Source organism: Pandoraea apista, assembly GCF_001465595.2.
Classification (GTDB): Bacteria; Pseudomonadota; Gammaproteobacteria; order Burkholderiales; family Burkholderiaceae; genus Pandoraea; species Pandoraea apista.
This window is the reverse complement of the sequence record NZ_CP013481.2, coordinates 20,630-34,613: the sequence shown is the minus strand read 5'-3', so window position 1 is coordinate 34,613 and position 13,984 is coordinate 20,630. Positions and strand designations below refer to the sequence as shown.

9 protein-coding genes are annotated in these 13,984 nt (G+C 62.9%); 3 read left to right on the top strand and 6 right to left on the bottom strand.

The features are described from left to right. Nucleotides 1-52: 52 nt before the first annotated feature. Genes pbpC through AT395_RS00130 form a run of 3 tightly spaced genes read right to left on the bottom strand, consistent with a single transcriptional unit; the run spans nucleotide 53 to nucleotide 9,094 of the window. Nucleotides 53-2,329 carry a penicillin-binding protein 1C gene (gene pbpC, locus AT395_RS00140; RefSeq protein ID WP_082164711.1) on the bottom strand — a complete coding sequence of 759 codons (2,277 nt, stop codon included), beginning with the start codon at nucleotides 2,327-2,329 and terminating at the stop codon, nucleotides 53-55. Continuing rightward, nucleotides 2,313-3,038: a lysoplasmalogenase gene (locus tag AT395_RS00135; RefSeq protein WP_042113660.1), complete on the bottom strand. Its 726-nt coding sequence runs from the start codon at nucleotides 3,036-3,038 to the stop codon at nucleotides 2,313-2,315. Before AT395_RS00135 ends, pbpC begins: the two co-directional genes overlap by 17 nt. Before the next feature lie 20 nt (nucleotides 3,039-3,058). Then, nucleotides 3,059-9,094 (bottom strand): alpha-2-macroglobulin family protein, encoded by a 6,036-nt coding sequence (locus tag AT395_RS00130; RefSeq protein WP_048628395.1) that lies wholly within the window; start codon nucleotides 9,092-9,094, stop codon nucleotides 3,059-3,061. A 204-nt stretch (nucleotides 9,095-9,298) separates the two neighbouring features. Between AT395_RS00130 and AT395_RS00125 the strand changes: the two genes are divergently transcribed. After that, nucleotides 9,299-9,814: an FUSC family protein gene (locus tag AT395_RS00125; RefSeq protein WP_048628396.1), complete on the top strand. Its 516-nt coding sequence runs from the start codon at nucleotides 9,299-9,301 to the stop codon at nucleotides 9,812-9,814. A 193-nt stretch (nucleotides 9,815-10,007) separates the two neighbouring features. Here AT395_RS00125 and AT395_RS00120 read toward each other — a convergent pair whose 3' ends face one another. Next, on the bottom strand, nucleotides 10,008-10,499 hold the full coding sequence (locus AT395_RS00120) for an Lrp/AsnC family transcriptional regulator (protein ID WP_042113663.1): 492 nt from the start codon (nucleotides 10,497-10,499) through the stop codon (nucleotides 10,008-10,010). 141 nt (nucleotides 10,500-10,640) lie between these two features. Between AT395_RS00120 and phhA the strand changes: the two genes are divergently transcribed. Both phhA and AT395_RS00110 read left to right on the top strand, forming a co-directional pair. Further along, nucleotides 10,641-11,486: a phenylalanine 4-monooxygenase gene (gene phhA / locus AT395_RS00115; protein WP_072632725.1), complete on the top strand. Its 846-nt coding sequence runs from the start codon at nucleotides 10,641-10,643 to the stop codon at nucleotides 11,484-11,486. A 296-nt stretch (nucleotides 11,487-11,782) separates the two neighbouring features. Then, nucleotides 11,783-12,088 carry a 4a-hydroxytetrahydrobiopterin dehydratase gene (locus tag AT395_RS00110; protein WP_042113665.1) on the top strand — a complete coding sequence of 102 codons (306 nt, stop codon included), beginning with the start codon at nucleotides 11,783-11,785 and terminating at the stop codon, nucleotides 12,086-12,088. 172 nt (nucleotides 12,089-12,260) lie between these two features. Here the strand turns inward: AT395_RS00110 and AT395_RS00105 are convergent, their stop codons facing one another. Both AT395_RS00105 and AT395_RS00100 read right to left on the bottom strand, forming a co-directional pair. Beyond that, entirely contained in the window at nucleotides 12,261-12,713 is a 453-nt protein-coding gene (locus AT395_RS00105; protein ID WP_042113667.1) for an SET domain-containing protein, read from the bottom strand. Between the two features lie 162 nt (nucleotides 12,714-12,875). Next, entirely contained in the window at nucleotides 12,876-13,517 is a 642-nt protein-coding gene (locus AT395_RS00100; RefSeq protein ID WP_042113669.1) for a MarR family winged helix-turn-helix transcriptional regulator, read from the bottom strand. Nucleotides 13,518-13,984: the final 467 nt, after the last annotated feature.

Sequence of the window (13,984 nt, the reverse complement as noted above, 5' to 3'; positions counted from 1 at the left end):
GTCTGCCACATCAAAAATTATTCCTGACGAATTGCCTCGTGCGCACCGTCGATTAGCGACTCGCATTGCGCATGCGCTTACCGTCGGTCAAGGTCGCACCGCGTACCTCAAAGCGTATGCTGTCTCGAACGGCGCCGGCCGCGTCGACGAGTTCGAGCGTATGACGTCCTGGCCACGGCAACCAGCCCACGCGCGCGCCCCCGGCGAGCGGCTTGCCGTCGAGCCGCCAGGCCGCCCCCTTGGGCCATGCAGCCGCGACCTGAAACCATAGCCGCTGGTTGGCGGGCGGAATGTCGGGGTCCAGTGCCACGATGGTGCCGTCTGCCGGCCCGGCAATCCGCCAGAGCGGCCCGCCGGGCGCTTTGGTCGCGAGCGCAGACAGGGCAATCGTGCTCTGCGACGTGCCGGGGAGAAACCACTCCTCACGTGTGGGCTCCACACGCTCCGCGTACTGCACAGCGACATGCTCGAGACCCGGCGGTGGCACAGGTGGCAAGCTCGATGTCCGACGATGCAGGTAGTCCATCAGGCGATGCCAGATAGGGGCTGCGCCCGACACGCCGGAGACGTCCCACATGGGCGCACCGTCGGCGTTGCCGACCCAGACCCCCACCGTATAGCGCCGTGAGAACCCGACGGCCCAGTTATCGCGCATGTCCTTGCTGGTGCCGGTCTTCACGGCGGTCCAGTAACGCGTGGAAAGCGGACTGTCCAGGCCGAACGTGCGCGTGCGAGCCTGGCGGTCGGCAATCATGTCCGCCACGATGAAACTTACCTGCGGTGAAAAGACGGTCGTGTGCGCTGGGATCCGTGCGCTGTCCTTGCGCTTATCAACGCTTCGCGTGCGGGCTGTGTCAGGCATCCGGTCGTTCACGCCGCTTGCGCTGCCGCCATTAGCCAGCGCACGATAAGCGTTCGTCAGCGCAAGCAGTGTGACGTCGGCGCTGCCGAGGGCGAGGCTGTAGCCGTAGTAGTCGCCGCTCTGCGTGAGCGGCAGGCCGAGGGCAACGAGCGTTTGCGCGAAGCGACGCGGCGTGACCATCACGAGCGTGCGCACGGCGGGCACGTTCAACGAGGAGCCCAATGCGGTCCGCGCACTCACCCACCCCTTGAAATGACGATCGTAGTTCTGCGGAATGTAGAGGCCACCGCCGGTAGGCAGATCGATGGGCGAATCGTCGAGCAGCGACGCCGCCGTCAAACGCCGCTCGGCGATGGCCTGCGCATAGAGAAACGGCTTAAGCGTCGAGCCGGCCTGACGCAACGAAGTCACGCCGTCCACCTGCGCGGCAGAGGACAGCGCGCCCGACGAGCCGACCCACGCGAGAATGTCGCCGCTCGCGTTGTCGATGACGACGATCGCGCCGTCCTGCACGTTGCGCGATCGGCCCGGTGTGCCCAGCTCACGCAACGTCTGCTGCAAAGTGGTGACAGCGACGCGCTGGAGGTTGGCATCCAGCGTGCTGATGATCCGCGTGCCCGCAGGCGGGCGGCTCGCACCGAAGACGCGCCGCGCGAAATGCGGCGCGAGGTTGACGGCGTCGCGCGTGGTCATCACGTTTGCCGGCCGTGAAAACACGAGTTGAGCGTAGCCGTCGAGACCAGTGCAGTCGGCCCCCTGCCCCATGTCGCGCAGGATGCCGCAAGCGCGTTGCGCGACTTTATTGGCCGCCGCGTTGGGCGCCCGTAGCAAGGCGACGGCCAGTGCCGACTCGCGCGCGTCGAGTCCGATGGGCAACTTGCCAAAGAGGGTTTGCGAAACGGCCGAGATGCCGACAAGCTCACCGCGAAACGGCACGAGGTTCAGATAGGCTTCGAGAATCTGGTCCTTTCGCCAACGTTGCTCCAGCCATACCGCCGTTGCCGCCTGACCGATCTTCTGGGTAACGGACCGATTGCGCGCACTCGGGCGCAGATCGTCGTCGAGCAGCCCGGCCAACTGCATCGTGAGCGTAGACGCACCCCGCGTGCGCGAGTGCCACAGGTTGCCCCACGCCGCCGCGGCCACGCCTCGCCAGTCGACACCGCTGTGCTCGTAAAAGCGCTTGTCTTCGGAGACGATCAGCGCCTGACGAAAGGCCGGCGACACGTCGGCAAGCGTCACCCAGTCGCCGCGCTGTGCCTGCATGTCGGCTCGCAGCCGTTGCAACGGTTGGCCACGTCGGTCCAGCAGAATCCAGTCTGACGCGCGCCAGTCCTGCCGCACCTCGTCGAACGACGGCACGGCAAACGCGGGCTCCGGTGCCTGAAGCAACCCAAGCGCCAACCCAACGCTCAGCAGAAACCAACGCACCCGACCCCGACGGCGAACTTCAGGCACCTGGTACATGCTCCTCGCCCTCTTGCGTCAGTCGAGGCGAGCGCACTGCCATGATCCCGGCGGTCAGCAACAGTTGCGCAAGCGCGTAGAGAATCCAGATGGCATACTCCTGCGCCGGTATCGTGCCGACGAAGCGCGTGGTGCCGATCAAAGCGTCCGAGATCGTGAAGAGCAGCGCGCCAACGGCAGCCCATTCCCCCCGCACATCGGCCAGCAGCGCCGCCGACGCCATCATCGCCAGCACGATCACGTAGCACGCCACTGGCGCCCTGAGTTCGCCCATGCCGGGCCAGTACATCACGTACGCGAGCGCCGCCGCCACCCACACCAGTGCGATCGCAACGCGATGCCAGCCGGGCACCTTCGCCCACGGCCGGCGCAAACGCCAGAACAGCACGAAGTACGCAAGGTGGGCCAGCAGGAAAGCGCCCAGTCCCAGCACGAAGCCTTGCGCCAGCGTCGGCAGCGCGAGCAATACATCGCCCGCCCCCGAAAAGATCAGCGCCGCACATAGCCACACCCGCTCTCGCGGCACACGGTGATACAACGCAGCGAACAGCAGCAACGCGCACAACAATGCCTTCGCAACGGCTTGATCGGCATACGGGGCGCCCCGCAGCGCGAGCGCGTAAGCCGCCCCCGCGACGGCGGCCAACCACCAGAAGCGGCGTGCTTCGCGAGGCAGCGCCGCCGCCGGAGCCAAGAAGTTCGACGTCATGTCTGTCCCGCTCCCTATCGTCATTGCTTCGCCGGCACCACTTGCACCGGCGCATTCGGCGTCTCGCCATACATGGCTGGCTCGTACATGGCTTCTACGCGCGTAGGTGGCGTGGCGAACTTGCCCACGTTATTCAGACGCACCGTGTACTCAATCCGATGCTGGCCTTTCGGCAAGTAGTCGTAATACGCGCGATACGCGTCTTGCGCTCTTTCCTCGAAGGCAGGCATCGCGCCTTCGCTTTTCTCGCCTTGGGTAGCAATGGCCGAATCGCGTCCCAGCCCGCCGCCCAGCACCGTCGCCCCGCCGGGGAGTGGATCGCTGACTACGACCCAGCGCATATCGGCTTGCGCGTCGATATCCAGACGCACACGCAATACGGCACCGCGCACGAAACTGTCGCCAGAGCGATCCGCGGCATCTTGCACCTGCACACTGCGCGTGACCCGGTAACCCGCCGCGAACGGCGCCTTGAGCGGAACAGCGGCGAGACTCTGAATCGTCGCCCACGGCTTGCCTGCCCCCGTCTGCTCGAGACGCAATACATCACGCGCGCTGTCCGTGCCGGAGGCCGCATTGCTCAACCACGGCAGCGAGACGGCCGGTGGCACCGTACCCGCCTTGAGCTTGTCCCAGTCGACCGTTTGCACAGCACCGCTCGTCTGGTTGTCGCGCTGCCACTGAATGGCGGTTTGCCCCGTCGGCGTATCACGCTCGAATCGTGCCGAGAATCGATCCACCGCCAATCCGCCCCACACGTTGGCCGTGGTCGTCGACCAAGCCCCGCGCGACTGCAATCCCAACAGTCCGATCACCAGACGCGGCATCTCGTCCTTCCAGGCCGGGTTCGCGTTCATCAGCAACGCCAGACGTGCCGCATTGGTTTCCGGACCGACCATCAGCCACCAGAGCCCATCGCTGCCCTGTGTCGAGAATCCCACCCGGGTACCCTGATAGGACAGCCGCGCGCGCAGGATCTGTTCGGCCTGCGCCAACCGCTCGGCACGCTGCGGTGCGTCAGGCAAGCGTTGCAGGATCGAATACCAGTCGATCACCGCCGACGTCGGCCAATCGTTCGGCGCGATGGTAAGCGAGCTCAGCATGCGCGCGTTTGCCCGGCCATACCGAGACAAAGCCTCAATCGCAGAGAGCTTGCGCAGCGTCAGGTCGTCACGCGGTGCCCAGAAGCGACGCGTGAGACGCCCCTCCACAAACGCCGTCAAGCCATCCTCCATGCGTGCCAGCGCGTCGTCCGGCAGCACGTATGCCGGATCGAGGGCCTTCGCTTCGTGGCTCACCGCCAGCAGATAGGCGGTAAGCGTGTCGCTGCCCTGATTGGCGAAACCCTCTTGCGGCGGGAAATAGCTCGCCAGACCGTCTTCGTCGAGGTACGACGGCAGCATGCCGGTCACCCGCTTCCACTGCGCGGTGTCGCGCAAGCCGAGTGCCTTCGACGCCTGCTGCTCCAGACAAGCATACGGATACAGCTCGAACCAGCGCTTCACACCTGGCAATCCCTGCGACAGACGCGGCTGCATGCTGATGCGCACACCGCCGCGCAGTTTGCCGGTGCTGTCGGCCACGGCCCCTGCGGGGGGCGCCATCGGCAACGTAAGACTGCCTTCGACCTGCGTGAGCACCGACTGCTGTACGCTCGCCGGCAACGACGGCTGAATGTCCTGCCCGACCTTGATCGCGTCATTCGCGGCAGGCGCACCACCAGCCGCCGGGGCCTGAGCGCTCACCTCCCACAGCAGTCGCTGGGCGCGCGTGTCGGCCAGCCCGGCGGGCGCCGTGACTTCCCATGCCACTTCCCGCGATTCCCCTGCCGGCACATCCACGCGCTGCGGCGCCAGCGTCAGTTGGGTTGCCCTTGCGGTCAACTGCACCTGCATGGCGTGTTGGGTGGTATTGCGCACGGTGAACTGGGCTCGATAGTTGTCGCCCTCACGCACCAGCGGCGGCAATCCCGAGATCAGTTGCAGATCCTGCGTGGTTCGAATGGTCGCGGTGCCCGTGCCGAACCAGCCGAGCGCCTGCGCACCCGGCCTACCGTCGTCGGCGACCGCCACGATACGGAAGCTGGACAACGAATCGTTGAGCGGCACGTCAATGCTCGCCTCGCCCTTGTCGTCGAGCACAACGCGCGGCTGCCAGAGCAGTAGCGTGTCGAACAACTCACGCGTCGGGCTCTTGCCCCCGCCACCCCCCGCTGGCACCGCCTTGCGGCCGTAGTGCCGGCGCCCGATGATCTCCATCTGTGCGGTAGCCGTCGTCACGCTGTAGCTGCGCCGTTGCCACATGGCGTCGAGCAAAGCCCAACTTGTGTTTGGCGCGAGTTCGAGCAGCGCCTCGTCCACCGCGGCGACAGCGACTTCCGATCCTGCCGCGACCGGCTTGCCATCCGGTTGCGTGACCTTGATGCGCACCTTGGCGTGCCCCCGCACCGGATACGTCGGCGCGTCTGGCTTCACCTCCACACCGAGACGCTGTCCCGCCGTACCCACGCGCAACTCGGTCAACCCGAAGCGATAGGCCGGCTTACCCAGATCTACCAATCCCGTCGGTGCCTGATACTCCCGGCCTTCGTACCAGAAGGCCCTGAACCACTCTATCGGCTGTTTCCAACCCCACTGGAAGAATGAGTACCAAGGCACCTCGTGGATACGACCTCGCACGGCCAGTACCGACACATAGACGTTCGGGCCCCACGACGGATCGACCTTGAGGGAAACATTCGGGTCTTTGCCCGAAATCTCCATCGTGCGCGTCTCCATCACCCCTTCGCGCTCGATCGCCACAAGCGCGGTCGCCGAGCGGAACGGCATGCGCACCTGCAACCTGGCCGTCTCTCCCGGCTCGTAGGCGCGGCGCTCCGGCAGCACGTCCATGCGGTCGGTGTTGTCACCGCCGAACCAGACCTCGCCGCGCCCTGTCACCCATACGCTCGTGGTTGAGGTGCTGAGATTGCCCTTGTCGTCCTTGGCCTGCGCGACGAGTGTGATCTCTCCGGGCTGCGAGAGCGAAACGTCGCAAGACAGCAAACCGCGATCGTCAGTCTTGCCGCTGCACACGTTCCCGAGATCCTTCACCTCGGTGCGATTGTCGTAGGCGTAGAAGCCCCCCACCATGCGCTTTCGGCTGCTGGTGGTAATGCGTGCCTCGGCACGCACATCCATCGCGACACCGGCCTTCGGCTTGCCCTGCAAATCGAGCGCGAGCGCCTTCACCGGGAGCTTGTTCGTCACCGATACCCAGCTCTCGCTGCGCACCCCCGTGATCAGATTCGCCGGCCAAAGTGTGGCGTTGCCGCGGAGCGTCTGAATCTCGCCGTTCGGGTCGGCGAAGCTTGCTTCAAGCACCAGGTCGCTTGGACGATCGACCTTCGGCAACTCCTTGAGCGTCAGACTGCCGGCACCATTTCGATCCAGCACCAATCGCTGCTTGTCGGCCACCAGCTTCTGGTCGCTCGAACCCGAACTTTCGTCGTTGCCCTGATCGTCGTCATCGGCCCCCGACTGCGCCGACGGCGGGCGATAAGGGGTGAAGCTGAAGTCGTCGTAACCGTCGAACGTCAGGTCGCGCACACGCAGGAGCGCCGAGACACGCACGGGCAAATTCCCCGCAGGTCCCCCCGCCACGTAATTCACCTGCACGTTGACCGGTGCTTCCGTCTTGTTGATGAGCGGCGCCTTCACCGCATCGCGCACACCGATCGATCCGGCCAGCACCGGCAGGCGGAACGCCTCGACGCGGAAGTGCCCGGCGTCGAGCGACGACGGGTACGTCTTCGGTTTCGAATCGGTATCGGTGTAATCGAGCGTTACCGCATACTCACCGAGCTTCGCGCCCTGCGGAATCTGGAAGGTATTCTCGGCCAGCCGTGCGTTGCGCCACTTGATCGGTTGCGTGTAGGTTTGTCCGGACCCCTGGTGCGTGATCGTCAGTTGAGACGGCAGACTCGCCGGTAATGCCAGTCCTTGCATCGTCTCCTGACGAATGAAGTGCTTCATCGAAACCGTCTCTCCGACGCGGAACAGCATGCGATCGAAGACCGTCTGCGCACGAACGGTCGGGCTGCTGCCACCATCGGTCGGCACATGGAAACGCCATGGCTCAATGCCGCGATCCCAGTCGGACGATACGAACGCCATGTCCGGATCGTTCCCCTGCGTGCGCGCGACGACAAAATACCCCGAGCGCATGGTCTTCTCGCAATAGCGGTAACGCTCCAACGCCTTGTCGATCTTCGCCACGCCCGTCTTGTCCGTCACCGCGCTGGCAACCTCGGTGCCGTCGCAATCCAGCACCCGCACCTTCGCGTTTGCAACCGGCTGGCCTTTGTCGAGCGTCGTTACCCACGCCACGGCATTCTCTCGGCCCATCTTGAAATGCACACCGAGATTCGTGACCAGTACCGTGGTGCGCACGTACATCGGCAACGATTTGCCGAGCAGTGCCGCCCCAAGCGATGGCGAGGCCAGCTCCACGACATAGAACCCTGGCTTCTGGAACGGAATACCAACTACCTCGAATGGCCGCGGGTCCTTCTCTTTGGGCACAGGCAAGGTTAGCGCCTGAACACCCTGTAATCCCGAGAGCAACGACAGGCTGCGCGTGTCGTAGCGCGTGACCTTGTCCTCGACGATGACCGCCGCATTGGGGCCAAACGAGTCTTTCGCCGCCGGGGCGCTTAAAATCGACGGCATCTCCTGGGCAATCTGCTTGCGAGTCATCGTCGTTTCGTCGAAGCGACGCACGCGCGACATCCAGTTCATGACTTCGGCATCGTCGTCCACACGCAACTGCAAGGTGCGACCGCTCTCGCCTGCTCTGGCGGCCGTAGCGGCCTCTCCGGCGACGCCCAGTCCGTTGATCTGCAACGCGGGCTCGACCTTGCGCAGCGTGACCGGCAACATGGGCGGCATGCCGGGCTCGGCGAAACGCTCCACGATCCCGAACGGTGCCGCCGCGAACTTGGCGAGCGGCGGCATTGTCGCGGTCTTCGTCTTCAAGGGGAATTCGCCGGCATTTTCGAGGGCTCGGCCGCTGTCGTCGGTGAATCCCTTCGGCAACGTAATGGTCAGTTCCGCTTTCTCCGGGAATGGCGCATCGAACGTGACGTCGCTCACGCTCGAAGTGCGATCCGAATCGCTGAACTTCGGCGCGCGCTCGGCCCCCGCGCCTTGCACGCGAATTTTGGCGGCCATATCGCGAGCGACCGGCGAGTTGAACGTCAGGCGCAGCGGGCGCAATGGCGTGCACGGCGCATTCGCGTTTTCACGCTCACAACTGAAGCTGGCGGTAAATGGCTCACGCACGTCGTACTCGAAGCGGCGTGCCTGCTTGGTCGGTACCCCCGACGGCGTGCTGATGCCCGCGCCCCAAACCAGGTGCATCTTCGCCCCTGCCGCGAGCGTACGGTTGCACTGCAGCATGACCACGCGCGCGGCCTGCTTGTCGAGATTGAAACGCTTGATCAGCGCGGTGCGGGTATCGCCCTCGATCCATTTCACGCCAATGCGCTCGCCCACGCCTTCCGTTTCGCACCAGGCGTTCTGTCGAACGCTGGCGGGGGTCGCCGCCCCGTTAAGCGTGAGGATGAATATCTGGTTTTCGTCAATGGCGCCGTATGACGGACGGATAGACGTGACGGCAGGTCCGCCAGTGTTGAACGCATAGCGTGTGGTGCCCGACAGCGCCGTGCCCGAGACGGCGGACAAACCGTTGCGCATCTCGACCGAACACTTCGCGCCTGGCGGCAGCGATTGCTTGAAGTCGTAGACCCAGATCTTCGGTTCGAGCCAATGGCCGTCACCGGTCAGCGAGGTATCGGAGCACCTCACGGCGGCCGGTGCCTGAGCGCGCGGATCCCCCGCTGGCACGATGGCCTCGTCGAATTTGACGACCACCTGGTCGACGCTGGCGACCTCCCCCTGCGGACTCACGCTCACGACACGCGCCGCCTGAGCGGGCGACGTCATGAACATTCCAAGACACAGCGCCGCCCACGCCATCGGCGCGGTCAGCCAGACGCGTTGCGTTCGGCTATGCATGCCGGACTCCTCCCTGATTCTGGTGAGGCGATTCTAACCCGCGATCTTTGGCAATTCGAACCGATTACGATCCGATTACCTTCAGTTCCACGACTCAGCCCGAAATTTCGGAACGGCGGTGTGCGCTTGTCGGAATCGTCTGCATTGGGCTCGCGAAGCCGCCTATGTCACACTGGCATCTCTTGTGTTCGCACGTACGCGCTCATGTCCATTGCCTTTCTCCATCCGAAAAAGAACGCGCTGGTTTATCTCATCAAGATTCTCAGCGGTTCGTTGATCGTCTGGTTTGGCCTGAGAGCCGCAGGCTTTCCCGAGCCTTACTGGGCAATGATCTCGCTCATCATCGTGACAGAACCCGACCCGTTGCAGGCACGCAGTAATTTCCGCGCGCGTTCGATCAATACGATTACCGGCGCCATTGTGGCCTGTATCGTGTTGCTATTGATAGGACCGGGGTTGCTCGCGATGCTCGTGGGCATCACCATCGCCACGTTGGCCGCCATGTTGGTGCAGAACTATCCGGCCAACTGGCGTCTGGGTCCGGCAACGGTAGTGATTCTGATGTCGGCGGCATTGAGCGGACAGGGGCAAGGGTTGCATGAAGAGCTAAGCCTTGCCATGTTGCGCGTCATTGAAGTGTTGGTCGGCTCTACGGTCGCGCTTATCCAGTCGCTTATCTATGGACGCTACGTAAAACCCTGGTTGATGCCCGCCGATTGAGCCAGTCGACCAGGTGGATCGATTGAATCAGTCGGTTCAGTCAGCTGCGACGCGACGGCCGCTAGCGCCACTGCCCCGCCCTGCTTCGCAACGGTTCAGCCAGGCAAAATCACGCCGGCAAGCGGGGCCAATCCTGATAGCCCAGAGAGTCCGCGGCGCGAGGCAAAGCGCGGCGGCTCAGCACCGCACCCGCTCAGCGTTGCGTTTGCTTGGGTACCACGTAGTGCAGCGGCAGCGCATTGCTGCGCTTGAACGCGCTCAGCACAATGTTTGAGCGCACATTCTCCACACCGGGCACCTGCATGAGCCGTTTCATCACGAACGTCGACAGTGCGTTCAGATCCGGCACGACGATGCGCAGCAGGTAATCGGCTTCGCCAACCACCGCGTAACACTCGAGCACTTCGGGTAAGAGATCGATCTGCTTCTGAAAATTCTCGATGGCCTGATCGCCGTGGTGCTTCAGACGCAGCGATGTAAACGCCGTCACCGCCAGGCCCAATGCCTCGGGCCGCAATACCACGCGATACCCCTCGATAATCCCGTCCGACTCAAGCCTTTGCAGGCGGCGACCGATCTGCGACGGTGAGAGCGCCACGCGCTCCGCCAGCTGGTGATGCGTTTCCCGACCGTTCCTCTGCAACTCGTGCAGCAGAGCCAAATCGAACTGATCCAGATCAACCATGACGATTCTCCGCAACAAAGTTTATTTTTATGCGAAATTTACGCAAACGTCTTTCACCACAGGCGCATTATGCGCCCATTTCGCATGCGATGCGCACTACACTTTTAATCAATGTCACTGCTTGAATGAGTCGTTCGTATTATGTCCACTACCGCCATGCTCAAGGAGCAATTCGATGCCGGTCTCACGACCCGGCCCGACTTCACCATCGATCAGCCCGTCGAACAATACGGCGCGGTCGATCATGCGGTGTGGCAGCAACTCTATGCACGTCAAACGGCGATGTTGCCGGGCCGTGTGTGCGAAGCCTTCATGGAAGGCATTCGCGCTCTCGACATGGACGCGCATCGCGTGCCCGAGTTCGCCCATCTCAACGAAAAACTGATGGCGGCAACCGGCTGGCAAGTTGTGGCCGTGCCCGGCCTCGTGCCGGACGACGTCTTCTTCGACCATCTCGCCAATCGCCGTTTCCCGGCCACGTGGTGGATGCGCCGTCCCGATCAGCTCGACTACCTGCAAGAACCCGATTGCTTCCACGATGTCTTCGGTCACGTGCCGTTGCTCGCGAACCCGGTATTTGCCGACTTCATGCAGGCCTACGGCAAGGCCGGCAAGATCGCGCAATCGCTCGGGGCATTGCCGCTGCTCGCTCGTCTGTATTGGTACACGGTCGAATTCGGCCTGATGCGTGACGGCGACGGCCTGCGCATCTACGGCGCCGGCATCGTCTCGAGCCGCGGCGAGACCGAGTTCTCGCTGACGTCGCGCGAGCCGAATCGCATCGGGTTTTCGCTCGAACGGGTGCTCCGCACGCAATACCGCATCGACACCTTCCAGCAAACGTACTTCGTGATCGACGATTTTGCCCAACTGTTCGACGCCATGCGCGCCGACCTGCCCACGCTGTTCAAGACGTTCGCCGAGCAGCAGGCGTTTGAGGCTAACGCCCGTTGTCCCGAAGACACGCAAGTCCTGTTGCCGGCATGATGGCATGGCCCGGTTCACGCCGGGCCGCGTTTCCCATCTCCCGTTTCCCCGCGGCACGTTTGATTTCCAACAGTGGGGCTTTTGTGCGTCGCGCTTTCAGATGCGGCTCACGCACACACAACGCCCGCCTGTGGAACAATAGCTCGAATGAACCGGCAACCCCGCCGATTCATGGGCACTGTGTCCGGCGCAGCCAACCATCCTCCTGACGCCACGCACCGTCATCACTGACGCCAAACCGGCGCGAGCGGACTCGAATCTGCCCGATTTGCACTGAACGCTTTGAAAGGAATGCCATGACAACACGACTCTCATCCGAGGCACGCGCCAGCCTGACCGAAGTGCTGCCCGAGTGGCACCAGGTGGTCGGACGCGACGCCATCCAACGCAGCTTCACGTTTCACGACTTCAACGAGGCCTTTGGCTTCATGGCACAGGTCGCGCTCAAGGCCGAGAAAATGAACCATCATCCCGAGTGGTTCAATGTCTACAACCGCGTGGACGTTACCCTCTCGACGCATGACGCCGACGGATTAACGCAACGCGATGTCGACCTGGCGCTGGCCATCGATCAGTTCGCGGGCGATCGCGCCTCGAGCTGACCAGCCAAAAAGCCTTACAGCCCCCAAGACACCGAATTCGGGGCATTTCCCTCAGCATCGGACGGTATCGCGGCCAGCGCGCTCACCCGTCACCCCGGCCCGATCCGCACCGATGCCGAAACTCCCTTCCGATCTTCTCAGCCGCGTGGACCGTCGGCCATGCCCGACGTACTCAGCGCTTCGGCGCGAGCAGCGTGCCACGGCACGCCTTGCTGCCGCAGTGGCAGGCGTATTCGCGTTTGAGTTTCTTGGTGTAGCGCGCGTCGATTACCAGACCGTAATCGTAGAAAAGCTCTTCGCCCGGCTCGATCTCGCGCAAGGCGTAGATGTAGACGTGCTCGCCTTCTTCACGCGCTTCGCAGTTCGGCGAGCAGGCGTGGTTGATCCAGCGAGCATTGTTGCCGTCGACTTTGCCGTCGATGCAGCGACCGTCTTCCAGACTGAAATAGAAGGTATGTGTCGGGTGCGCCGGATCGTGAGGATGGCGGCGCAAAGCCTCGCGCCACGAAATGATCTCGCCCTTGTACTCGATCACGCGTTCCCCTTTTTTGAGACGCTTGACCGCATACACCCCCTTCCCGTGGACGCCGGACTTTCTGACTTCGATTCTGCGCTTGGCTGCCATCTCTATGCGACGAGGTTTCGTGGATACAAAAAAGCGCAGTGTACAGGCACGCGGCGGTCATGTGCGTGACAAGGTGCGACGAAAAAAAACGTCACCCGGTACCGGATGACGTTCTCCCCCCTCGCTCGCGCCGCTTGTGCGTGACGAATGTCGGTCGGCCGTTCAGGCTTTGCTGTACAGCTTCCAGACCTTACGTTGTGTGGCGATGTCGGCTTCCTCGTGCGCGTTGCAGTCGAGCGGAAGACGCGAATCGTCATACGTCGCGTTGAAGTGATTGCAGTGATATTGACCTTTGCCGCGCGCCGACACCTCGAAGTGACTGCATGTCAGGCACATGCGCTGGGGCGGCATGTCGTTGCGCTCCTGCATCGTGAAGATCAGCTTGACGAGTGTGCGGTAAAGCTGAGCGCACTCCTTCTCGCCAAGCGAGTCCGACGCCGAGGTCAGGAAGTTCGGCCATTGCGACGCTTTCTTGGCCGCCGTCTTGCCGCGCGCCGTCAGACGCAACGCCAGAGCACGACCGTCGTTGGCATCGCGCCGTTTCTCGACCAGCCCTTTACTCTCCAATGTACTCACGGCCTCGCTGACCGTGGCCGATGTGAGTGCGGCATCCTCCGCAATCTCGCCTAATCGCATCGGCACGCCACGCATGAGCAGAAGCGTAAGAATCTCGCCCTGCGTCGGCGTCAATCCAGCCATTGCCGCGCCCTCCCAGGCGTGGCTCCGTAACGCGGTTCCCATGCGCAACAAACCTGCTGTTACGCGCTTGGACAGCGCTTCATCTAGTGGGGTCGGAGTAGCCATGATTTTCGTTAGGATTTCTAAAAACTATACGTCAGTAAAACAGCTTGTCAAATGAACTCACGGGCAGTGCATCACACGTTCTTCACATTACTTTCTCTTCATTTCGGCGCCCCGCCCGGGGGAAACCCTAAGCCACTTCCGTGTCGATACGCGACGGCAAGTCGCTGTTGAACCCGCCGTCCCACCACGATTCCATTGTGTGTTCTGAGTTGAATTTTGGCGTATCAGTTCTTGTACTGATCTCCCAAATCCTACTCAGGATGTTTACAAAATATTGGTGTCCTGCGCACTCGTGGTGCGAAGCGTTTTTCCTAGAAAAATATTTCGCATCCCATGCGAATTACACCGGACACTGAATAGGTGTAACGCACAGGCGCATTTCGAACCACGTCGCACCCCGCATCATTTTGGTCGACGCCCGCAAAGCCTCACTGGCTGTGGCTCACAGACCGTCGCCTCGTGTCGCA